Here is a 20,133-nt window from a genome sequence, read left to right as displayed (position 1 = left end):
ATCTAGTTTCGGTTGCGGGTGACTTTAATCACGTCCGGCATCACGCGGATTTTGCGCATAATGTTCGCCAGATGCACACGGTCACGTGCGGTGAGGCGAATAAAGGCGCTGTAGACGCGACCATCTTTCTCTTCTGTATTAATGCTTTGAATATTGGACGTCGTGGTGTTGATTGCCGCCGTCAGGTTTGCCAGCGCACCCTGGTGGTTGAACATGTCCACTTTGATTTCGGTGATGAACTCCTGCTCCGTTTCTTTATCCCATTCCACAGCCATAAATTTTTCTGGCTCTTTCTGGTAACCACGGATGTTACGGCAGGATTCATGGTGGATAACCAGACCTTTACCCGGACTCACATGGGCAATGATCGGATCGCCAGGAATCGGGCGACAGCACTTGGCAAAGGTGATCAACACGCCATCTGCGCCTTTTATCGGCAGATGGCCGTGGCTTGTTGCCACGGGTTGGGCACTGGAAGCCTCTCCCTGCTGGAGATTTTTCGCGACCACGACGCTCATGGCGTTGCCGAGACCGATTTCCGCCAGCAGGTCGTCGAGCGTGGCGAGTTTCATGCGCTCAAGCTCACGCTGGATACTCTCTTGCGGGATCTCGGCCAGCTTACGGCTACCACCTAACGCATGGTTGAGCAGGCGACGTCCCAGACTGACGGAGTCATCGCGTTTGAGGTTCTTCAGCAACTGGCGAATCTTGGCGCGGGCTTTTGAGCTGACGACAAAGTTTAGCCACGCTGCGTTCGGACGTGCGCCCGGCGCGGTAATGATCTCGACCGTCTGACCACTGGTCAGCGGTTGTGACAGCGGGTAAGGTTGCCTGTCGACGCGAGCGCCCACGCAGGCGTGACCGATGTCGGTATGTACCGCGTAGGCAAAGTCGACGGGCGTTGCACCGGCAGGCAGTTCGACAATGCGCCCTTCCGGTGTGAAAACGTAAATCTCATCCGGGAAGAGATCGGATTTAACGCTCTCGATAAATTCAAACGAGCTGCCTGCGCTTTGTTGCAATTCGAGCAGGCTTTGCATCCAGCGTTGAGCACGAATCTGGGCAGTAGTGCTGGTTTCACCGTGCTCTTTATATGCCCAGTGCGCTGCAACCCCCATTTCCGCCATCTGATCCATATCTTCGGTACGGATCTGGACCTCAACCGGGACGCCGTGTGGCCCGATCATCGACGTGTGTAAAGACTGATAGCCGTTCGCTTTTGGAATAGCGATATAGTCTTTGACTCGTCCAGGACGTGGCTTATAGAGGCTGTGCATCTGGCCGAGCACGCGATAACAGGTGTCTGAATCATGGACGATAACGCGAAACGCATAAATATCCATGATTGAGTGAAAACGCTGCTCTTTAAGCACCATCTTGCAGTAGATGGAATAAAGGTGCTTTTCACGGCCACTTACGCGACACGGGATCCCCGCTTCCTGCAGACGTCCTTCGATTTCAGAGAGGATTTTTTGGATCATCTCCTTACGGTTACCGCGTGCGGCTTTAACCACCTCTTTAATCACGCGATAGCGGTTTGGGTACAACGCCTCAAAACCCAGTTCTTCGAGCTCGGTTTTAATGTGATGAATACCTAAACGGTGCGCCAGCGGGCTGTAGATTTCGAGGGTTTCACGGGCGATGCGGCGACGTTTGTCCGGGCGTAATGAACCCAGCGTGCGCATGTTGTGGGTGCGGTCAGCGAGTTTGATGAGAATGACGCGGATATCCTGCACCATCGCCATAATCATCTTACGAAAGTTTTCGGCCTGCGCCTCTTTCTTATCGCGGAACTTGAGTTTATCAAGTTTGGATACCCCCTCGACCAGTTCAGCAACGCTTTTACCAAAAAGCTGTTCCATGTCCTGGTAGGTGGCGGGAGTATCTTCAATCACGTCATGCAGCAGTGCCGCCATCAGCGTTTCATAGTCGAGTTTCATCTCGGCCAGAATGCACGCTACGGCAACAGGGTGCGTGATGTAAGGTTCACCACTTGAACGTGTCTGGCCCTCGTGAGCGTCACGTGCAACGAGATACGCCTGCCGAAGACGTTTTATCTGGTCTTCCGGCAGGTAGTTTTGAATCAGTTGATTCAGGCTTTCAAACAGATACAAGGGCGACCCGCTTTGTGATTAACGACGACCTTCAGCAATTGCGGTAACGGCTTGTAATTCAGCGGCTTCCTGCTCTTGCTGTTCCTGGCGCTCACGTACGTCGAGGATCTGGTTATTGATCAGACCTTCTTCGATTTCACGCAGCGCGATCACGGTAGTTTTATCGTTTTCTTCCGGTACGAGCGGATCCTTTCCGCCTACCTGCATCTGACGAGCGCGACGCGCGGCGACCAGTACCAGGTCAAAACGGTTACCAATTTTCTCTACAGCGTCCTGAACAGTTACGCGTGCCATACTTAAAATGCTCCACAGGTGAAGAAATGACTGGGCATGATACTGAAAGTGGGTTCAGTCTGCCAACAGTTTGCTGATTAAAGCGTCATGACGCTGCTTTTGGCGGCTCATGCGCAGACGTTCGGCGCGAATGATAGTCTTCAGATCGCCAAGGGCAGTGTCGAAATCATCATTCACAATAAGATAATCATATTCGGCGTAATGGCTCATTTCTGCAACAGCTTGCGCCATCCGTTTTGCAATAACCTCTTCGCTATCCTGGCCGCGACCCCGCAAGCGGCGGTCTAACTCGATTTTAGAGGGCGGCAGAATAAAGATACTCCGTGCCAGCGGCATCCTCTTGCGAATTTGTTGCGCGCCTTGCCAGTCGATATCTAAAAACACATCAACGCCGGAGGCCAGTACTTGCTCAATGGCTTCACGCGAGGTGCCGTAGTAATTGCCAAACACCTCAGCATGTTCCAGAAACGCATCGTTGCCAATCATGGTTCTGAATTCATCATGATTTACAAAGAAATAATGTTCGCCGTGAACTTCACCCGGGCGCGGAGCGCGTGTGGTGTGCGAAACAGAAACCTGGGTGTCATACAACGGTTGGGTTTTTAACAATGCCTGAATCAGGCTGGATTTACCCGCGCCACTAGGGGCAGAAACAATATAAAGCGTGCCTTGAGCCATGAGTCTTTTACGTATGTGATTATCGAAAATGAACCTACATACGGGCTTATTATACACATCACTGCTACGCGACGTAGTCTTTGTCACACTTTTTGCGTCAAATTATCGCGTTTTACGAGCCTGTTTCCTGATTTACGGGACATTCTCTGCAATCAAGAAGAAAGCCTGGAAGCAAGTACGCAATCTGCATATTTGCCTCTCGGCTTTGGCCACGCAGCACGTTATACCTGCCAGCCAACATACAGTGGAGGTAGCGATGAAAGCATGGACAACGATGTTGATGAGCGTGTGGTTGTGGCATACCCAGACTTATGCGGTATGTCCCGCCTGGTCGGAAAACCAGGCCCGTGAAGAGATTTCCCGCTTACAACGGCAAATTGAACAATGGGATGAGGCCTACTGGAGGGAGGGTGTTAGCGAGGTCGAGGACGGCGTTTACGATCAACTTTATGCGCGGCTTCGCCAGTGGCAGCACTGCTTTGGGGAGGATGTTCCCCCCAGTCTGACGCTACCTTCTCCTGGCGGTACAATCCCACATCCTGTTCCTCATACGGGAGTTCGAAAGCTTGCGGATAAAGCGGCAATTCAACAGTGGATCCACGGCCGCAATGATGTGTGGGTTCAGCCGAAGGTCGATGGCGTGGCGGTGACGCTGGTGTATCAGAATGGCAGGTTAACCCAGGCAATCAGTCGTGGTGATGGTCTGAAGGGCGAGGACTGGACGCAAAAAGTACAGCGTATCCCTTCAGTGCCGCAAACGGTCAAAGGCGTGCTGGCAAACAGTGTCCTGCAGGGTGAAATTTTTTTGCATCAGGCAGGGCATATCCAGCAGCAAATGGGGGGCATGAACGCGCGCTCGAAGGTAGCAGGTTTGCTCATGCGCAAGGATAACAGCAGCGAGTTAGCGTCTCTGGGCATTTTTATCTGGGCCTGGCCTGGTGGTCCGCTCACCATGACGGAAAGAGTGAATCAGTTAAGTGCGTCAGGGTTTACGCTCACCCGGGAATTTACGCTTCCGGTCGAAAATGTCGGGGCCGTCGAACGGGCGCGTACGCACTGGTGGACCTCTGCTCTACCTTTTGTCACTGATGGGGTCGTTGTGCGCACGAGTAAAGAGCCTGAATCCCGCTATTGGTTGCCAGGACAAGGGAACTGGCTGGTCGCATGGAAATACGCCCCAGTTGCGCAAGTGGCTGAGGTGACGGCGATTCACTTTACGATTGGCAAAAGTGGAAAAGTTGCTGTCGTCGCGACGCTTACCCCCGTCACGGTTGATGATAAGCGGGTTCAGCGCGTGAACGTGGGGTCTGTGAGGCGTTGGAAGGAGTGGGATATTGCGCCGGGCGATCAGATCCTGGTTAGTCTTGCCGGACAAGGGATCCCCCGTCTTGACGAGGTTATCTGGCGTGGTCTGAAACGCACTAAACCCATACCGCCTGAAGGTCACTTTTCGTCGCTGACCTGCTTTTTTTCTTCTGCCACGTGTCAGGAGCAGTTTATCTCCCGCCTGATGTGGTTGGGCTCAGGCGGTGTTTTGCAGCTTGAGGGGATAGGTGAAGCGGGCTGGAAGGCACTTCATCAGCACCATCACTTTACGCACATTTTTTCATGGCTTGCACTAACGCAAGAGGAGATTCAGAACACGCCCGGTTTTGCCAAAGCGAAGAGTGAACAGGTCTGGCATCAGTTTACTCTGGTGAGAAAACAGCCATTTATCCGCTGGATAATGGCGATGGGGATTCCGTTACCTTTATCGACACTCAACGCAGACGGCGATCGCTCATGGCGGCAGTTGTCAAAGCGAACGGAAGCTGAGTGGCAGCAACTCCCGGCGATTGGTCCGCGTCGTGCTCGACAGGTATTGGACTGGCTGAATAACGAGGACGTTAAAAAGCTGAGCCACTGGTTAGCAGCTCAGCGTATCGAAAGCTTTATTCCTTAATGGCTCTCGTGGCGGTAGTAAAAAACGGGCAAACCCAGTTTAAGACGCAGTGCCAGCAGTCTGGCGACAAAACCAAACATCAGCGTCGAGATAACCACGATATCCTGGTTGGTGACGTAATGTTGCAGGACAATATAAAGCACCGCAGAGGCGAAAGAGACTCCGGCGTAAAGTTCTTTCTGGAAAACAAGCGGAATGCGTTTACAGAACATATCGCGCAGGACGCCGCCAAAGACACCAGTGGTGACGGCGGCAACGACGGCAATAATGGGTCCGTGTCCCATGTCCAGTGCAACCTGGGCACCGATGATAGAGAACACGACCAGACCTAAGGCATCAAGAACCAGAAACACTTTGCGCAGATAAGGCATGACCGGCGCCACGATAGTCGTCAGTACTGCCGCAGTGGCAACGATGATGACATATTCGGGATGCTTGACCCAGCCAAGAGGATAGTGCCCGAGCAGAATATCGCGCACAGAACCGCCGCCGATGGCCGTCGCGGTAGCAATAATAATGACTCCAAATGTGTCCATACGACGACGGCCCGCCGCCAGTGCGCCTGTCATGGCTTCGGCCGTAATTCCTATCAGGTACAAAACGTGTAACAGCATGACTCCCCCCAGCAATTAGGGGACAAAGAGTAGTGATTTGTGCTGGCCTTAACGATTGAGATTTTCTAAGGCGAGTGGTTTTTAATAAATACAGCTAATGCGAAATGTTGATTTAATTGAAGGTGCGTGTGATTTGGTGGTTTTTCTTTTGCTGAAATAGATGAAAAAAACTAAATGTAAATGAATGGGTAAATATCTTGTGGGCCAAAAATCGTAGCCCGTCATCAGATGAGGGCTACGCGGGGAGACCTTTTACTCGATTGGATCTGAATGTTGAGTATTCGAATTAATCCTTGCTATTGCTGAGTTCTATCTTTATGCGCACTCTCTTGGGTACAGCCTTGGGTACAACACAAAAAGGAGTGCTTAAAAATTACTCATGCGACTTGAACTGCTCCTCAACAAATTTTTTCCAGCACTCTACGTTTTGCTACGCGTTTCTGTTTTCAACTCACCGCAGAATCCATAATAAAATCGCAATCGCCATATTATACATGCACTCAAAATCACGGTTTCAGCGGTTTTACGGTTTCGTCGGGCTGAGAGCCGCGTCAGCTCTTACATTGTATAAAATCGGTAGTTGTATCATTTCGGTTTCGCACGGTTTCACAGAATAAAAAACTAAGCATATTGCTTTGATATGACGCGAGGAAGGGGAATATCTTGTAAAATTTTACGCATTCATTAAAAAGCCCGCGCTTCATATGAATTGCGGGCTGCGTGGATTAAATCAGATCGGTCTCGGGTGCTGCCTCTGATTCTTCACCCTCTACCACCGGAACGAGCATTAAAGCGTACGTCCAGTACTGTTGACCGTTAATTCGTGGTGTGAGTGAGGTGTATCTGTCCTTGGTTTTCTTCCATAAAACACCTTCTTCATGCAGGATCTTGGCAGCCTGGACGTGTTCTTTACCCGGTATAGTCTCTGCTTTGAATACGCCGGGAAGCACGTAATAGACATTCCGGCCATCAGGAGCGCCGTTAAGCGCCAGCCACCCCGCACGACGTATTTTGTCAGTCGATAGTGTGGGAAACCCTTCCGATTCCGAACTCGCAATAACATCAAACCGGCTTTCGTTCACCAGCAGGAAGTTTTCCACCATTTCCACGACCTGGACAAACTCGCGGTTACCTGCCCCGTACAGCGCAACCCACGTCCTGAAATTATGCTCAACCGCCGCCCGGCATTCAGCAATATCCCACCCCGTGAGTGGCTGTGAAAGCACCAGTGCCGCTTCAAGAATGGCGAAACAATCTGCCACGCGTCCGGCCTGCTCTCCATGTTGCGTGGACAGTAATGATTTCCAGCGCATTTTTGCCACGGCTACGGCATCCTGTGCCGCTTTCGGGTTATCCGCCAGCATAGACACCCACTTACGCCCAACCGCGCCGTAGTGGCTCTGGTAGGACGATTTAAGGGCGTCGGCGTGCGCTTTACCATCGGGCAGTGTGTGGTAGCTGGTGGCTCGGGTCAGCGGGATATTCAACAGGCGCACCAGTTGCCCGGCGTTAACATTGCCGCCATCTTCACGAATGAAGCTCTCCAGATCGGTTTCACCGGTACTTAGGGCGACGGTGGTATATCGCAGAATTTCGCGGTTCCCACCCTCACGACGTCCCTGCAATTTCCCTACGCCGTTGAACAACGCATAAGCCGACTCGGCCACATCGCGCCGCCGGGTGTTCTGGCTAATTTCATCCAGCGACATAAACCCGTCGTTGTGAGCAGCTGCTTCGTTCACCATACCCAACGCAGTGCCGTACCAGGTCAGTTTCGTCTTGTCCGGCGAACCGTAGATACTGGCTGCGGTGTTGGCCGTAGTCGTCTTACCGGCGCTGGATTGCTCATAAAAGTGGATGCCGAAACCATCAGCGCCCACCAGCGACAGCATAGGCGCGGCGAACGCTGCGGCGATGGCGGTCACCATTGAAGGATTACCGGCCGCCAGACGTGCCACGTTATCGCGCCAGCTCTCCGGTGTGCCTTTAACGGTATAGCCCTGCGCTGTAGCTGAATGACCGCAAAAGATCACCGGCTTAGAAGCTGTACCAATGATCTCGCCGTCCGGCATGATATACGCGCCATGCTGCCAGCCCGTCGTTTTTGCCACGTTCCAGCGAGTCTGTTCACCACATAGCTGCAGGTGGTCACCCAACACTGCCCGTAAACTGGATTTTGATGTGACATTCATCCCACCAGCTTTCATACGTCGCCAGCCTTCTCGCTCTCCAATATCACAGAGAGGTAGCGCTTCCGTTACCTTTTGACCGTTACACAGCCAGGACAGCACGAGATATTCTTCGCCGCCATCAGTACCGCGACCAATAACCTCGACCGGGGAACATAACCAAACGGAGGGTTCTTCAACTTCGCCCGTCTGCTTGTTCACTCGCGGGGTAACGTGGTACAGGCCATCACTTCTGGCTTCAACCCTCGGCAGCATCCTTGCAGCTGCGCGTTTCGTCGACTCGTTAACCCAGCCCATATTCTGCGAATCGGCAAAAATTCCCCGATAGCTGGAGCGCTCAGCGTTGAATGTTTCCCATTTTTCCTCTGTAAATTCGGGATTGTTCGCCACCGAACGTGCGCTGTACTCGAGCCACAACGCTTTTGCTTCGTCCTCGTATTCGGTACCTTTCAGCGATGCCAGGCGAATACCGTTCCCGATCCACGTCTCGTAGTCGTCGCTCGGATTTTGCCATTTAGGGAAGCTGAGAGCGCTACGCAGATCATCAATGACAAAGGCATCTGGTGCAGTGGCCATGTCGTCAATCTCTGCACCCTGCTGAGGCTGTTTTGTTACAGTCGTTTTGCTGGTGGGCTTCTTGGCTTTTGGCGCTTCTGCGGATCGTGTGAGAGCGTCAACGTCAATAATTTCGCCAGCGTAAGTCTGTACTTTTGCGCCTTCATGAGGGCAATAAAGATAACTTTGCTGACCATACACGTTGCGGTCTAACGCCACGTAATCGCCGCCTTTCTCCCAGCGTGATTTCTGCCCCTCCAAGCTCACGAGCGTAAAACCTGCGCTTTGCATCAGCATCGTTTCTACTGCGGTGAGGATGGCTCCCCGTTCTGCTGGTTCTATCGGTTTGGATAGTTCGCAGACGATACGCAAGCGCGGCGCTTCGGCGGTATGGCTAGCCGTCGTGTAAACCATCACAGAACGGCGTGTTAAAACAGGTGTGAGAGCTTTTATTGCGCCGGGCGTGCTCTCGTCAATGTCCAGAGAGCCGAAGGCACATGCCGCCATATTCGCCACAATACGCCGCTGCCCGGCTTTCTGCGTTGGTGCAGAGAACCAGTATAATTTCTGCTTTTCTTTGCGCCGTTCTTCATCCGTCATTTCCGGTGTGATGGAAATTTGCACACGATGCGATAGAATGGCCTTGCACAGGTCAGAAAAGCTGTTTGCTGTAAAACGAGCAGGGGTGCGTTTCTGCCCCTGCTCCATCAGGTGATCGAATCCACTCACTTCTGACCTCCTTTCAGGTCACACATTCTTTTTGCTTCAATACCGTGAAGCTTGCGCAGCATGCGGCGGGTATGTCGGTTCGTGGCGTAGGTGCCGTCCGGCTCATGCGGCGTTAACGTAGAGCGGCTGCTTGCGGTCTGAATATCGTCGCGCCCTACACCCTTCTGGCGCTCCATTAGCTTGATCAGGTTGCTTGATGAACGATGTTTGCGTGGCATTATTCGTCCCCCTCTTTGTCGTCGGCCAGTGCGTCCAGGTGTCCCGCCATAAACTCAGCGGCGCGTGCCATATCAGCGGTATGTTTCAGGAACGCGCCCAGCGCCGGCAGGTCGGCTTTATGGTCGGTGTAGTTGGGGTTATCGCACGCCCAGAAGATCAGATTGCCGATAGCGCTCACGCCGCGCAGATAGTCGTTGCGAGCCTCGTCACCCACAGCGGCCAGCAGACGCAGATCGCCTGATGCTGTCTCAGCGGCGCCACCGTTCAGCGGCAGCGTGAAAAGATTCAGGGTATTGAGATTAAGCATTGTCCACCTCCGGGGTGTTACGTTGCGCAGCTGAGGCGCGTGCGGCTGTTTCAAGTGCCCAGGCGATCAGCTCATGGGCTAAATCGGTGTTCTCCGGGTCGAGCGCGATAAACTGCGCGGCCTCGAGTGCAACGGCGATCGGACGGAGTGCGTCCTTTGGGTTCAGGTAGGCGTCATACATGGCGCACCTCCACTACTTCCGCCGCGTGGGTCACAATTCTGCTCACTCCATCATCCAGATAGCTGGTATGGATTAACTGCTGCGCCGCTTTCTCTGCGAGCTCACGATTATTGAAACGTTCCGGAATAGCAAAACGACGGATCGTTCCCGAAAAGTGATAGGTGACCGTGACAATGACGTTAAACATGGCGCACCTCCTGAACAGGCAGAACGGCGGACAGTGACAGGATGTAGTGAGGCGCCAGCACTTTACGCGCTTCATGCTCGCTGGTGGCTTCGACAATGATTTTGCAGAGTTTCGCTTGGCGGTCAGCGCGATCGAGCGCCATAAAGCGATACTGATATTTAGGATGAGTTTGGGTATGCTGTAATCCAGCCATAACTGTTACTCCGATTAACGGTTCGTGGTTAGACGCCCTGTATGTGTTGCGAGCACTACGGGGCGTTGTTTTTGGTAGCCTTAACATGTTAAGGTGTGTACCTATTGATTTAAATCTTAGTTTAATAGGTACACACATGTCAACAGTAATACAGCGTGACAAACAGCCTAAAGGCGGGGGAAAGGCCCCAGCTTTCCAAGTGAGAATTGCCCCGGAACTGAAAGAACAGTTTGAGTCTGCTGCTCGCGATGCTGGTATGAGTTTGGCTAACTGGATGAAGACATTGGGCCGCAATGAGCTCAAGCGTCTTGGCATTGAGCCGAAAGCCTGACCCACCAACAGTGGTAATCGAACGACGGCCGGGCAGTGTGTGGACACGGTAGCGTTAAGCATTCCCGCCCCCGGTTCTCTGGGCGTTCCATTGGCGTACGGCAGCGGCGTCAAAGACGGTGACGCCATCGGTTAATTGATGGGGCTTTGGAAAATCAGGGCGCTTTGCGTAGCGCCATACGGTGCTGATGTGCACACCAAGATAGTGCGCTACGTGCCGAGCGCGGGCGTTACCGCTGGTGGGGAAAATGAAAGTTTGCGATTTCATGCGATTACATCCTACGTGTTTGGGTGTAATCGCAAGGCTACGGATCGGGTGATACGGCAGAAACGACGCTACTTTTTAGCGTGCACACACTAAAATTACGGTGTTGTTTTCCCTGCCCGTCGGCGCGTCGCGGGGAGTTTGAAAATATCGCGGATTATGTCCTCGGTTACTCTTATGCTCGGTATATCGTTATCGTCACCGAATAAGTGCCAGTGATCCAGCAATGCAGCTGCCCATGCTGCACAAGACTCTTTGCCGCGCTTATTTTTGCATTCTGAAGGATAGGTAAATTTTACGTACCCCGCTGCAAGCAGGATCCTTTCGCGCATTAGAGCATTGCGTTCTGTATTACCGTGAACCATTTTTATCAGTTCTGTTGATACTATCTTGCTTTCATCCGAGCAGGGGGTATCAAGGCCTTTTACCATCTGGTAAATCTTCTCAACTTCCGCACGGGGTAGCACCATGCTCGATATGTGTAGCGACAAGAAAAGTAACTCTTGATGATCGGTATCACTATCGCAGTATTCGCAGAAGTGTGGAATTTTCAGCGGTGAGAATGCTACATTCACACCGTATGGCTTTGCGTCTATTTGGCTAATGTATGTAGGGTGAGTGGCCGGATCGTTCCAGATAGCGTTCATATCATCCCAGCTGGGTACAATAAGGGTGCCCCAATTAAAACACAGCTCTATCTTCCCTTCGCTGAACCATGTTTCCACATCGTCTTGAGTTATCTTAAACGGCGCAATTCCCATCTCGTTAAGTTTTGCTAGAGTTTCGGGGACCGGTAGGGAGTCGAAAGGAAAAATAAAATCGTTCATGCACGTTCGCCTTACACGTCACCGCCTTAAGATAATGGGCGAGGCAGGCGGCAAGGCGTGGCCGCTTTTCTCCCCGTCGGGATAGCCTCAATATCACTTTGAACCAATAAAAAAGGTGGTGCAACCTCAGCTACACCACCATGTGAATTAGCAACGGACTAAGAAAGCCCATGCTTCGTACCCGTATGCGTGCGCATCAAGTACTTTGTTGGATTTCCCACGCACCTTGCGGTAGCGGCAGAATACCCAGCGGAACCCTTTCGGAGCCGCTTTTTTTACGATAGAACGTAAACCCATCCATCAAACACCTCCTTACCAAGAGAGATTTTTCCCTTGAACATCTTCCCCGAAGGTGTTAAGTTCGGGCTGTCTATTGAAGCTGTTCACGGTGGTGATGCCTCTTGGATTCATCACCTAAAGACCCCTTGCATTGGTTGGCGCCTTGCAGGGGGTTTTACATTTTGTCTAACTGGTAACGTGCGGCGACGAGTGATACGCCACATGCTTCAGCTACATCCTCATCAGTCATTCCCTTGAGAACATTGGAATGCATTGCTGGCACTAATAGTTCCCCGCTAAAACATTTTGCCTGCCATTCGCTACTCTCAAAAGGGCGGATTTTAACCCCTGGAGCTGCTCGAGCGAACGCTATGTTTTTATGCATGAGAAGATGGCCTAACTCATGCGCTGCAGTCATACGGTCACGACCTACCCCATTCAATGCTCCTTCATAAATATCTTCACGTAGGATCAGTAAATGGTCTTGGGGATAGGTGAGCCCGTGTGTCTCGCCCATCTCCTTCATTCCTCCGATGTGGAGTTCGAAATCCGGAATCAACTGGGGCAATGCGAACTCGATTACCTCCATAACAGGAAATTTCAAACCTGTGATACCGAACGTGCTCCGCAGCGATCTAACGATAGAGCGTATTGATTCGCGATTCTGCGGGGGTACACGGTAATCTTGTCCGCTCAAGCTTCCTCCTACTGCTCTTTCTTATTCAAAATCTGACGTAAATTTCTGAAATCTTCTTCGTTTAACTCATCGAAACTGCGTGCAAACGCAATTGCGACCTCACGAGCATGGCCGTTCTTACCTGACAAGCTGATCTCTACTGATTGCTGAGAGTCACGAGCCGCACTGATAAGCTTTTCTTTTTGTTTTTCATCCGCATTGAGATAGCCAATGATGCTATCAAGTACGGGTTTGGTGACCGCCCTTTTACCAGTTTCAATTGCTGAAAGATAAGACGAGGTCATGCCCATAGCCTCGGCCATGCTTTTCAGCGTCAGTCCCAAGTCTATGCGCATCTTTCTAACTGTCTTACCAAACGGCGTTAACATGGTTGTATCCTCGTTGATTACTGGTGAGCAAGCGTGTTGCCATGCTTGCCTAGTCTTAGATTAACAGACCTCAGAAAAAAAATCAACAAAAATATGTTGATTTGTTTTCTTTTCAAAGAACATCTTCGTGTCTGAAGGATGTTACTTTCTTATACTAGCTTAATAATGACTACGGCATTTATCGATAAACGCTTTCAAATTGCACCGCTCATAGCGTACGATCTTCGCTGAAAACCGAATCGGTGCCAGCAGCTGGCGGTGCCGATGCGTATTGTTCCATTCACAAAGCGTCTTCTGAGTTATCCGTAAAATTTCGCACACTTCGTCTGGAGTGAGCAGATCATCATCATTTGCCTCATTCGTTTTTGTCATGATGGTATTTCCCTTTAATTACAGAGGGATAATTTTATTATCGAATGAGGTTAAAAATGAAAATAGATCTAATGACCGAAGAGGAAGTGTTTTCCCTACTCAATAAAAGAAAAACAGCGGTGTGGCGCCTGAGAATGAAGTGCGGCTTCCCTGCCCCTATACTCACACACCCAACGGTTTACAGCCGGGCAGCTGTTGAACAATGGATCGCGGATGGCGGTGTTAACAGCAAGGCCAATCAGGCGATTAAGTATGAGGAAGCGCAAAATGTTTAACGATTCGCCAACAGACCTTATAACCATCAAAGAAGTAGAGAAAACCACGGGGTTTAAGAAATCGGCGATTTATCTTCGCATCGGGCAGGGGGCTTTCCCCAGACAGGTGAAGTTAGGGAGCCGGACAGCAAGGTGGGTGCGTGGTGAGGTTGATGCCTGGAAGCTGGATATTATTAAGCAGAGAGATAAGTAGTTACCGGTGGCCAAGCCCGCAATAACGCGGGCTTACAGATTAAAGACTATGAGTACCAGCTATCCTGTTTAGCCGCCTGTGTACCAGTCGAACCCACTTAGCCCACTGTCGCACTGTTCGCGATTGAGTACACGCGGCGGGAGCTCTCTCGTCATAAGCTCCAGCACTGCGTTACCGCCTTCTGTGGTCATACGGTACTGTCTATCCGCCGTTGTGATGTTATCGGGCAATAGGGTAAGTGTCGCTTGTGAATAGTCGTGGTAAGCCCCGGAAAATTTAACCGATACAACGCGCATACTATCGCCGTTGATTGTCGTCATGTCCCTGCCAGGCTGAACAGAGAACGCCCCGCATTGTATGGCGTAAGCCGGAATGCACAGGGCTGAACATATAACGGCTAAGGGTATTTTCATGAATCAAGCTCCTGCAGGATGCCGCGAGGTGACTGTAGGGACAAGAAATGACTCAGGAAGCCACTAACTTTATTCTGTGGCAAATAACTGTAATGTTCCAGCATCTTAGCGAGGGCGATAATCTCCCACCAATAGCGCGTTACCAGTTTGAGTGATAGTGAATAAGCCTTATCATGCATTGTCTGGCGTTCTTCCAGCGTTGCACCCTGCCTATGATACTCATCAAGCGCTGTTTCAATATCTCGCGCGTCACCTTTTGCGATCTTTAGTAACGCTTCGGGAGCCTCCCCCGTATACAGGTGCTGCGCCATTACACCGGCGAATGAGATCACCAGCTCGTCGATTAGCTCATGGCTAGCAAGCTGGGAAGAACACACAGCACGACAATCGTCAGCTTGTTTTCCATTGCTCAAATAAGCAATCCTGAATTCATTGGCCAGGGCAATTTCTATATGTCGTGAACCGCTGATCCACGCGGCGATAGCGTGCCCTGCTTCGTGCAGGGCAACACTTCTGTCCCATAGTGGCTTTTTGCTGATTTCAACAATAAGCCCCATCACGCGCCCTCGGTTGCCAGTGAAGCCAGCGCCTTAGCCATAAGGCCACGGGCTATCTGGTGAACGGTGGGGGCGACGCCGAGATCGGAGCGCTGGCGTTCGCGTTCCTGAATGTTGCGTATGGCCTGTATCTGCTCGGCGGACAGCAAGACTGGCTTAACGTTTGGCTTTCTCATCCTGTTCACTCCAGAACTGTGCGTTTGATTCGTTGAGTTGCTGCAGGCTGCGACTCTGGCGATCGAAGTTATTTCGCGCTTTTGCCGCCTCAAGGTCCTGACGGGTCAGCATCTGGCGGCGGCCGCTCAGTGTGTTGCCTGCTGCTAATTTCGGGTCATAAATAGACATGCTCATATCTCCTTAGTGTTTTTTGCCCCAGAAACTGGCGTTGTCGGCATTAATGCTGCGGATGGCGTCGCCAGTGTTGAAAACCTTCGGTTCGACGTTGTTGGCCTTCATGTAGTCGCCTACCTGTTCCAGCACGTCGATAGCCTGATCCAACTGAATTTCTGACATCGGGGTAGGGTGTACGGCGCTGAACGCCTCAGCAGGGGCGTAGCGCAGCACATCGAGCGTGACGAGGCGCGGGTCAGCGTCGGGCAGGGCTGAATCGTATTTCGGCGCTACGGCGCGTACCAGGCGCATAAACTCGGCGGTCATTGCGGTGGGAGCTGTGGAGAGGGAAGGCGCGCTATTCAGACCGCGGGAAACCATATCGCTGTCGCGGGTGTACATGCGGCGCAGACGGTCGCCGGTAGCGATGCGCATTGTGCGTTCTTTCTCAAGTGTCGTTGCGAGACTTGCAATGATGTTCGCAACGGTTCCACTGCACTCGAACTCTTCTTTGCTGCCATCGGCATAAGTCACCACGCCATCTTCGCCAGTCACGGCGATGTTTGTAATATCTTTCATCGGTCAGACCTCAGTTTGTTCTATCGGGCATTTGCATTTCATATTGTGCAATGATGATAATCTTTGTTGCGATTATTGCAATGTGATTTTCTTGTGGTAATATGCAAAGTGAGGTCAGAACTCAATGATGTAATTCCGAACATGGTTACCAGTACCCAAAAGCCCAGGCGTCTCCAGCTTGGGCTTTTTGTTTTTGGGGACGGGTGCGAGCTAGTGGCATAAAGCAGATTTGCTCTACTCTTTAAATCAATAAGTTAGGGTGGTTTGTAGGGGGAGGGCCGGCGGTATCCTCCAGATCTGGAGGATGATGATTTCGCAGGTTTTTTTAGCGCTGGTGGCTGGCGTGTTCTCGGGCAGGGGGTAATTACTGAAACCGCTATAAAAAACACGGTTTCAGTGAACGGTTTCAGATAACCATCTAATTTTTAATATAAATAACCATAATGAAACCGTAAAACCGTTGAAACCGTTAATGCAAAGTCACACATGAGAAAAACGATTACATAGTTTTAGCTATGGGGACAATGTTGTAGTTTTCCCCTCGTTCAAGCGAAACCAGAAGCCCCGCCCACAGCTCCAGCGCTGCCCGTCGTTCCTCAAAGTACTGGTGGCGGTTGTAGATACCCTCAACACCTTTAATGCGGTGATTTAGGCAACGCTCTGCGACTACGGGATCCACACCCAACGCCGCTAAATGGGTGCGGGCGGTACGTCTGAAATCATGAATTGTGAAGTTTGGCACTTCTGCCATTTCGCGGCGCACTTTTGCCAGCGCCACAGGGAGTGTGCTTTCCTGAATGTGGGGGATCATGCGATGCTGCATCTTCCGCGCAGGGAGAACCCATTTACTCCCCCTGCCCGCTATCGTACGCAGCTCTCTCAACCATCCCACCGCAGGTGGAGGTAGCGGTATATCAATAGCGTCGCCGTTTTTAACGCGTTCTGCTGGCAAGCGCCACACCGCTTCATCGAGATCGAATTCATCCCATGGAGCGCCGCACAGCTCCATTTTGCGACAACACAGGCAGAGGATTAGCTTCATGGTGAGCTCGTTCTCACGGCTGAATCCTTTTGCGGTGCGCATAGCCTGGAAAAAACGGATAAGCTCGTCACGGGTCAGCCAGCGCTCGCGGCTGCTCTCCTGGCCGCCAGCGTCTGACAGGTCAAATGCCCCAGCCGGGTTTAATTCCAGTGCATGACGCTTGATAGCGTAATCGAATATGCGCTTAGTCCAGCGCAGAACGTCATTAGCTACGGTCGGAGCACCACGATCAACAACGCTCTGTAGCATCGCATCGATATGACGGGGCTTCACGTCCTCCACCTTCAGGTTGCCAATATGAGGGTTAATATCTTTATCGATTCTCCGGCGCAGAAGATCGGGATGTTTCCAGCGCCCCATAATCTGCCGTTCGAAATACTCGGTTGCTAACGCTGACACGCGAAGTGCGTTTTTCTCCTGCTCCATCCTCTCTACAGCGGCCGCCTTGCGCTCTTTCTTTTCCCCGGCAACGTCGAAGCCGAGGGCAACACGCGCAGATAATTCTCTGGTCGTTTCTCTCGCTTTGGACAGGGATATCTCGCTATAAGAGCCAATCATCATTACCCGTGATTTCCCGGCGAACTGGTACCGGAAACGCCATACAGGGACTTTATCCCCTTCCCGGTAACGAAGGTACAACCCGTTGCCGTCTGAACGTCCCTCGAAACGCTCTCCTGCTTTAATCCATGCCTTGATCTGGATATCTGTGAGCTTTGCCATATTGCCACCTGAAGATTGAACTGCACTTTGTACCCAGATTGGAGCTGAAAAAAGAGTGAGGGTACAACCTTGGGTACAAGGATGTTGCGCGATTTTATGCAATCATATGCGACAATATGAAAATAAAAAAGCCCGCATTATGCGGGCTAGTTTGGCTTTCTGCAATTTCATGCGACGGCATGCAAATTTACTCGATGTTCTGGATCTGTTCGCGCATCTGCTCGATCAGGACTTTCAGCTCAATGGCAGAATTCGTCACTTCAGCATTGATGGATTTTGATGCCAGCGTATTCGATTCGCGGTTGAATTCCTGCATCATAAAGTCCAGACGGCGACCTACTGCCTCTTTTTTCTTCAGGATGTTGTAGGTCTCTTTCACGTGTGCTTCCAGTCGATCCAGTTCTTCCGCCACATCAATGCGCTGCGCCATCAGAACCAGTTCCTGCTCCAGACGGTTATTTTCCAGTTGCACCTGCGCATCTTCCAGTTTTGCAACCAGGCGTTCACGCTGCCATTGCAGGATTTCTGGCATATGGGTGCGGACCTTAACCACTTCAGCACTGACCCCTTCCAGACGCTGTTCGATCAGCGCTTTCAATGCCTGGCCTTCCGTTTCACGCGCCACGATGAAATCATCAAGAGTGCTATCCAGCGCAGTGAGGATTTCTGCCGCAATTGCATCCAGGTCTTGTTCCTGGGCTGCCATCACACCAGGCCAGCGCAGGATATCGACAGGATTGATTTCCCCTTCGTCGCTCTGCATTTTGACCCAGTTAGCCGCGTTAACGAGCTGTTTTGCTAATTTTTCATTGAGGATGAGTTCGCCCTGGGCGCTGGCATCGGGTTCAAAACGCAGCGAGCACTCGATTTTTCCGCGCGTCAGACGTGTGCGAATGCGTTCGCGAACAACAGGCTCAAGGCTACGGAACTGCTCCGGCAGACGAAAGTAAGTTTCCAGATAACGCTGGTTTACCGAGCGCATTTCCCATGTGGCGCTACCCCATTCACCCTTGATTTCACGCCGGGCGTAGGCGGTCATGCTGCGGATCATAGACGTTCCTGTTTTTAAAGGAGAGATGGGAGGATTATAGCCATCCCGGCCTTATCAGGATAGGAATAACCGCCGGAAGCCCGTATAATGCGCAGCCACATTCGTTTCAAGCCGGAGATCTCAATATGCGTCCAGCAGGCCGTAGCGCTAATCAGGTGCGTCCCGTAACCCTGACTCGTAACTATACAAAACACGCTGAAGGCTCAGTGCTGGTCGAATTTGGTGATACAAAAGTGCTGTGTACCGCTTCAATTGAAGAAGGCGTTCCGCGTTTTCTGAAAGGTCAGGGCCAGGGCTGGATTACGGCTGAATATGGCATGTTGCCACGGGCAACCCATACTCGTAACGCCCGTGAAGCCGCAAAAGGTAAGCAGGGTGGCCGCACAATGGAGATTCAGCGTCTGATCGCGCGTGCGCTGCGTGCCGCGGTAGATCTCAAAACGTTAGGCGAATTCACCATCACGCTGGATTGCGATGTGATTCAGGCGGATGGTGGTACGCGTACCGCTTCCATTACCGGAGCTTGTGTTGCGCTGGCAGATGCGCTGAATAAGCTGGTCGCCAGCGGAAAGCTGAAAACCAATCCGATGAAAGGGATGGTTGCTGCGGTTTCTGTAGGGATCGTTAATGGCGAAGCGCTCTGCGATCTGGAGTACGTGGAAGATTCGGCGGCAGAAACTGACATGAACGTGGTGATGACCGAAGACGGGCGAATCATTGAGGTGCAGGGCACCGCAGAAGGCGAGCCGTTCAGCCATGAAGAACTTCTTACCTTGTTGGCATTAGCCCGAGGGGGAATTGAATCCATTGTCGCGACGCAGAAAGCGGCGTTAACCAATTGATTTTAAGGCGACCAGTGAGTCGCCTTTTTTTGTCCATAGATTTTGTCAATGATCAAAATGAACAGAGGAGCGAATCCATGAAAGCCTATCAACGCCAGTTTATTGAGTTTGCGCTTAACAAACAGGTGCTCAAGTTTGGCGAGTTTACGCTGAAATCCGGGCGCAAGAGCCCCTATTTCTTCAACGCCGGACTGTTTAACACCGGGCGCGATCTGGCACTGTTAGGCCGTTTTTATGCAGAAGCATTGGTGGATTCTGGGATTGAGTTTGATCTGCTTTTTGGGCCTGCTTACAAAGGCATTCCGATTGCGACGACCACGGCGGTTGCGCTGGCCGAGCATCACGACAAAGATTTTCCGTACTGCTTTAACCGCAAAGAAGCCAAAGACCACGGCGAAGGCGGCACGCTGGTGGGGAGCGCATTGCAGGGCCGCGTGATGCTGGTAGATGATGTGATTACCGCGGGTACGGCAATTCGTGAGTCGATGGAGATTATTCAGGCGAACGGCGCAACGCTTGCCGGCGTACTGATCTCTTTGGATCGTCAGGAACGCGGACGTGGCGAGATTTCTGCGATTCAGGAGGTTGAGCGCGATTATGGTTGCAAAGTGATTTCCATCATCACTCTTAAGGATCTGATTACCTGGCTGGAAGAGAAACCAGAAATGGCGGAATATCTGGCGGCGGTGCGGGCGTATCGGGAAGAGTTTGGCGTTTAAATGAATGGCCCGGTGACACTGCGTTTACCGGGCTTTATTGATCAGTTACCGGAGGAGGCGAAGCCGCCATCC

Annotated in this window: 26 protein-coding genes and 1 pseudogene; 6 read left to right on the top strand and 21 right to left on the bottom strand. The window is 51.7% G+C overall.

Going from position 1 to position 20,133, the window contains the following annotated elements; all coding sequences use genetic code 11:
• Positions 1-2: 2 nt before the first annotated feature.
• From spoT to gmk, 3 genes are read right to left on the bottom strand one after another with little or no spacing between them, the layout of a single operon-like run.
• The gene (gene spoT / locus WB371_RS11165; RefSeq protein WP_336220123.1) at positions 3-2,114 is read right to left on the bottom strand and encodes a bifunctional GTP diphosphokinase/guanosine-3',5'-bis pyrophosphate 3'-pyrophosphohydrolase; all 2,112 of its coding nucleotides are present in this window, start codon (positions 2,112-2,114) and stop codon (positions 3-5) included.
• Between the two features lie 18 nt (positions 2,115-2,132).
• Positions 2,133-2,408 carry a DNA-directed RNA polymerase subunit omega gene (gene rpoZ / locus WB371_RS11160; protein WP_000135058.1) on the bottom strand — a complete coding sequence of 92 codons (276 nt, stop codon included), beginning with the start codon at positions 2,406-2,408 and terminating at the stop codon, positions 2,133-2,135.
• A 54-nt stretch (positions 2,409-2,462) separates the two neighbouring features.
• Positions 2,463-3,086, bottom strand: coding sequence for a guanylate kinase (gmk, locus tag WB371_RS11155; protein ID WP_336220193.1), 624 nt, complete (start codon positions 3,084-3,086; stop codon positions 2,463-2,465).
• Between the two features lie 256 nt (positions 3,087-3,342).
• Here gmk and ligB point away from each other — a divergent pair, with 256 nt between their 5' ends.
• Positions 3,343-5,028, top strand: coding sequence for an NAD-dependent DNA ligase LigB (gene ligB / locus WB371_RS11150; RefSeq protein WP_336220122.1), 1,686 nt, complete (start codon positions 3,343-3,345; stop codon positions 5,026-5,028).
• Here ligB and WB371_RS11145 read toward each other — a convergent pair.
• The 7 genes from WB371_RS11145 to WB371_RS11115 all read right to left on the bottom strand — a co-directional run bounded on the left by WB371_RS11145 (position 5,025) and on the right by WB371_RS11115 (position 10,202).
• Entirely contained in the window at positions 5,025-5,642 is a 618-nt protein-coding gene (locus WB371_RS11145; protein WP_336220121.1) for a trimeric intracellular cation channel family protein, read from the bottom strand. The genes ligB and WB371_RS11145 overlap by 4 nt on opposite strands.
• A gap of 725 nt (positions 5,643-6,367) precedes the next feature.
• Positions 6,368-9,115: a DUF927 domain-containing protein gene (locus tag WB371_RS11140; RefSeq protein ID WP_336220120.1), complete on the bottom strand. Its 2,748-nt coding sequence runs from the start codon at positions 9,113-9,115 to the stop codon at positions 6,368-6,370.
• Positions 9,112-9,333 (bottom strand): hypothetical protein, encoded by a 222-nt coding sequence (locus tag WB371_RS11135; protein ID WP_218506282.1) that lies wholly within the window; start codon positions 9,331-9,333, stop codon positions 9,112-9,114. The genes WB371_RS11140 and WB371_RS11135 overlap by 4 nt, the downstream gene beginning before the upstream one ends.
• Positions 9,333-9,641: a hypothetical protein gene (locus WB371_RS11130; RefSeq protein ID WP_336220119.1), complete on the bottom strand. Its 309-nt coding sequence runs from the start codon at positions 9,639-9,641 to the stop codon at positions 9,333-9,335. Before WB371_RS11130 ends, WB371_RS11135 begins: the two co-directional genes overlap by 1 nt.
• Positions 9,634-9,822 carry a hypothetical protein gene (locus WB371_RS11125; RefSeq protein ID WP_000271786.1) on the bottom strand — a complete coding sequence of 63 codons (189 nt, stop codon included), beginning with the start codon at positions 9,820-9,822 and terminating at the stop codon, positions 9,634-9,636. Before WB371_RS11125 ends, WB371_RS11130 begins: the two co-directional genes overlap by 8 nt.
• Positions 9,815-10,009, bottom strand: a complete 195-nt coding sequence (locus WB371_RS11120) for a hypothetical protein (RefSeq protein WP_336220118.1) — start codon at positions 10,007-10,009, stop codon at positions 9,815-9,817. The genes WB371_RS11125 and WB371_RS11120 overlap by 8 nt, the downstream gene beginning before the upstream one ends.
• Entirely contained in the window at positions 10,002-10,202 is a 201-nt protein-coding gene (locus WB371_RS11115) for a host cell division inhibitor Icd-like protein (RefSeq protein WP_336220117.1), read from the bottom strand. The genes WB371_RS11120 and WB371_RS11115 overlap by 8 nt, the downstream gene beginning before the upstream one ends.
• 136 nt (positions 10,203-10,338) lie before the next feature.
• Here WB371_RS11115 and WB371_RS11110 point away from each other — a divergent pair, with 136 nt between their 5' ends.
• Positions 10,339-10,533 carry a hypothetical protein gene (locus WB371_RS11110; protein ID WP_336220116.1) on the top strand — a complete coding sequence of 65 codons (195 nt, stop codon included), beginning with the start codon at positions 10,339-10,341 and terminating at the stop codon, positions 10,531-10,533.
• Between the two features lie 147 nt (positions 10,534-10,680).
• Here WB371_RS11110 and WB371_RS11105 read toward each other — a convergent pair.
• From WB371_RS11105 to WB371_RS11090, 4 genes and pseudogenes are all read right to left on the bottom strand, one after another.
• Positions 10,681-10,800 (bottom strand): annotated as a pseudogene (locus WB371_RS11105) (hypothetical protein); the annotation flags it as partial.
• A gap of 95 nt (positions 10,801-10,895) precedes the next feature.
• Positions 10,896-11,624, bottom strand: coding sequence for a hypothetical protein (locus WB371_RS11100; protein ID WP_336220115.1), 729 nt, complete (start codon positions 11,622-11,624; stop codon positions 10,896-10,898).
• 454 nt (positions 11,625-12,078) lie between these two features.
• Positions 12,079-12,600: an ImmA/IrrE family metallo-endopeptidase gene (locus tag WB371_RS11095; protein WP_336220114.1), complete on the bottom strand. Its 522-nt coding sequence runs from the start codon at positions 12,598-12,600 to the stop codon at positions 12,079-12,081.
• Between the two features lie 8 nt (positions 12,601-12,608).
• Positions 12,609-12,968 (bottom strand): helix-turn-helix domain-containing protein, encoded by a 360-nt coding sequence (locus WB371_RS11090; protein ID WP_023240550.1) that lies wholly within the window; start codon positions 12,966-12,968, stop codon positions 12,609-12,611.
• Between the two features lie 428 nt (positions 12,969-13,396).
• On the opposite strand from WB371_RS11090, the gene WB371_RS11085 reads away from it, so the two are divergent.
• Together WB371_RS11085 and WB371_RS11080 are read left to right on the top strand one after the other, a co-directional pair.
• Positions 13,397-13,615 (top strand): hypothetical protein, encoded by a 219-nt coding sequence (locus WB371_RS11085; RefSeq protein ID WP_336220113.1) that lies wholly within the window; start codon positions 13,397-13,399, stop codon positions 13,613-13,615.
• Entirely contained in the window at positions 13,608-13,808 is a 201-nt protein-coding gene (locus tag WB371_RS11080) for an AlpA family transcriptional regulator (protein ID WP_336220112.1), read from the top strand. Before WB371_RS11085 ends, WB371_RS11080 begins: the two co-directional genes overlap by 8 nt.
• Before the next feature lie 68 nt (positions 13,809-13,876).
• Here WB371_RS11080 and WB371_RS11075 read toward each other — a convergent pair whose 3' ends face one another.
• The 7 genes from WB371_RS11075 to WB371_RS11045 form a co-directional block, all read right to left on the bottom strand.
• Positions 13,877-14,221: a hypothetical protein gene (locus WB371_RS11075; protein ID WP_336220111.1), complete on the bottom strand. Its 345-nt coding sequence runs from the start codon at positions 14,219-14,221 to the stop codon at positions 13,877-13,879.
• On the bottom strand, positions 14,218-14,778 hold the full coding sequence (locus WB371_RS11070; RefSeq protein ID WP_336220110.1) for a hypothetical protein: 561 nt from the start codon (positions 14,776-14,778) through the stop codon (positions 14,218-14,220). The genes WB371_RS11075 and WB371_RS11070 overlap by 4 nt, the downstream gene beginning before the upstream one ends.
• Positions 14,778-14,954 (bottom strand): hypothetical protein, encoded by a 177-nt coding sequence (locus WB371_RS11065; RefSeq protein ID WP_336220109.1) that lies wholly within the window; start codon positions 14,952-14,954, stop codon positions 14,778-14,780. Before WB371_RS11065 ends, WB371_RS11070 begins: the two co-directional genes overlap by 1 nt.
• Positions 14,935-15,123 carry a hypothetical protein gene (locus tag WB371_RS11060; RefSeq protein WP_336220108.1) on the bottom strand — a complete coding sequence of 63 codons (189 nt, stop codon included), beginning with the start codon at positions 15,121-15,123 and terminating at the stop codon, positions 14,935-14,937. The genes WB371_RS11065 and WB371_RS11060 overlap by 20 nt, the downstream gene beginning before the upstream one ends.
• Positions 15,124-15,135: 12 nt before the next feature.
• Positions 15,136-15,687, bottom strand: a complete 552-nt coding sequence (locus tag WB371_RS11055) for an XRE family transcriptional regulator (protein ID WP_336220107.1) — start codon at positions 15,685-15,687, stop codon at positions 15,136-15,138.
• A 499-nt stretch (positions 15,688-16,186) separates the two neighbouring features.
• Positions 16,187-17,449 (bottom strand): tyrosine-type recombinase/integrase, encoded by a 1,263-nt coding sequence (locus WB371_RS11050; protein WP_336220106.1) that lies wholly within the window; start codon positions 17,447-17,449, stop codon positions 16,187-16,189.
• A 187-nt stretch (positions 17,450-17,636) separates the two neighbouring features.
• A complete protein-coding gene (locus tag WB371_RS11045) occupies positions 17,637-18,500 on the bottom strand; it encodes a YicC/YloC family endoribonuclease (protein WP_336220105.1) in 864 nt (287 codons plus the stop codon).
• Positions 18,501-18,625: 125 nt separating this feature from the next.
• On the opposite strand from WB371_RS11045, the gene rph reads away from it, so the two are divergent.
• Together rph and pyrE are read left to right on the top strand one after the other, a co-directional pair.
• Positions 18,626-19,342 carry a ribonuclease PH gene (gene rph, locus WB371_RS11040; RefSeq protein WP_336220104.1) on the top strand — a complete coding sequence of 239 codons (717 nt, stop codon included), beginning with the start codon at positions 18,626-18,628 and terminating at the stop codon, positions 19,340-19,342.
• 77 nt (positions 19,343-19,419) lie between these two features.
• Entirely contained in the window at positions 19,420-20,061 is a 642-nt protein-coding gene (pyrE, locus tag WB371_RS11035) for an orotate phosphoribosyltransferase (protein ID WP_336220103.1), read from the top strand.
• Positions 20,062-20,133 lie beyond the last annotated feature (72 nt).

Origin of the sequence: Citrobacter amalonaticus (assembly GCF_037053465.1) — a bacterium.
Classification (GTDB): Bacteria; Pseudomonadota; Gammaproteobacteria; order Enterobacterales; family Enterobacteriaceae; genus Citrobacter_A; species Citrobacter_A amalonaticus_H.
Note: the sequence above shows the minus strand (reverse complement) of the source record. Positions and strands in the feature narration are given on the sequence as shown.

Excerpts from the sequence above, each read along its gene's own strand:
- rpoZ (WP_000135058.1), bottom strand. The coding sequence starts at position 2,408 with ATGGCACGCGTAACTGTTCAGGACGCTGTAGAGAAAATTGGTAACCGT.
- gmk (WP_336220193.1), bottom strand. The coding sequence starts at position 3,086 with ATGGCTCAAGGCACGCTTTATATTGTTTCTGCCCCTAGTGGCGCGGGT.
- ligB (WP_336220122.1), top strand. The coding sequence starts at position 3,343 with ATGAAAGCATGGACAACGATGTTGATGAGCGTGTGGTTGTGGCATACC.
- WB371_RS11145 (WP_336220121.1), bottom strand. The coding sequence starts at position 5,642 with ATGCTGTTACACGTTTTGTACCTGATAGGAATTACGGCCGAAGCCATG.
- WB371_RS11135 (WP_218506282.1), bottom strand. The coding sequence starts at position 9,333 with ATGCCACGCAAACATCGTTCATCAAGCAACCTGATCAAGCTAATGGAG.
- WB371_RS11130 (WP_336220119.1), bottom strand. The coding sequence starts at position 9,641 with ATGCTTAATCTCAATACCCTGAATCTTTTCACGCTGCCGCTGAACGGT.
- WB371_RS11125 (WP_000271786.1), bottom strand. The coding sequence starts at position 9,822 with ATGTATGACGCCTACCTGAACCCAAAGGACGCACTCCGTCCGATCGCC.
- WB371_RS11120 (WP_336220118.1), bottom strand. The coding sequence starts at position 10,009 with ATGTTTAACGTCATTGTCACGGTCACCTATCACTTTTCGGGAACGATC.
- WB371_RS11115 (WP_336220117.1), bottom strand. The coding sequence starts at position 10,202 with ATGGCTGGATTACAGCATACCCAAACTCATCCTAAATATCAGTATCGC.
- WB371_RS11110 (WP_336220116.1), top strand. The coding sequence starts at position 10,339 with ATGTCAACAGTAATACAGCGTGACAAACAGCCTAAAGGCGGGGGAAAG.
- WB371_RS11100 (WP_336220115.1), bottom strand. The coding sequence starts at position 11,624 with ATGAACGATTTTATTTTTCCTTTCGACTCCCTACCGGTCCCCGAAACT.
- WB371_RS11090 (WP_023240550.1), bottom strand. The coding sequence starts at position 12,968 with ATGTTAACGCCGTTTGGTAAGACAGTTAGAAAGATGCGCATAGACTTG.
- WB371_RS11085 (WP_336220113.1), top strand. The coding sequence starts at position 13,397 with ATGAAAATAGATCTAATGACCGAAGAGGAAGTGTTTTCCCTACTCAAT.
- WB371_RS11080 (WP_336220112.1), top strand. The coding sequence starts at position 13,608 with ATGTTTAACGATTCGCCAACAGACCTTATAACCATCAAAGAAGTAGAG.
- WB371_RS11075 (WP_336220111.1), bottom strand. The coding sequence starts at position 14,221 with ATGAAAATACCCTTAGCCGTTATATGTTCAGCCCTGTGCATTCCGGCT.
- WB371_RS11070 (WP_336220110.1), bottom strand. The coding sequence starts at position 14,778 with ATGGGGCTTATTGTTGAAATCAGCAAAAAGCCACTATGGGACAGAAGT.
- WB371_RS11065 (WP_336220109.1), bottom strand. The coding sequence starts at position 14,954 with ATGAGAAAGCCAAACGTTAAGCCAGTCTTGCTGTCCGCCGAGCAGATA.
- WB371_RS11060 (WP_336220108.1), bottom strand. The coding sequence starts at position 15,123 with ATGTCTATTTATGACCCGAAATTAGCAGCAGGCAACACACTGAGCGGC.
- WB371_RS11055 (WP_336220107.1), bottom strand. The coding sequence starts at position 15,687 with ATGAAAGATATTACAAACATCGCCGTGACTGGCGAAGATGGCGTGGTG.
- WB371_RS11050 (WP_336220106.1), bottom strand. The coding sequence starts at position 17,449 with ATGGCAAAGCTCACAGATATCCAGATCAAGGCATGGATTAAAGCAGGA.
- WB371_RS11045 (WP_336220105.1), bottom strand. The coding sequence starts at position 18,500 with ATGATCCGCAGCATGACCGCCTACGCCCGGCGTGAAATCAAGGGTGAA.
- rph (WP_336220104.1), top strand. The coding sequence starts at position 18,626 with ATGCGTCCAGCAGGCCGTAGCGCTAATCAGGTGCGTCCCGTAACCCTG.
- pyrE (WP_336220103.1), top strand. The coding sequence starts at position 19,420 with ATGAAAGCCTATCAACGCCAGTTTATTGAGTTTGCGCTTAACAAACAG.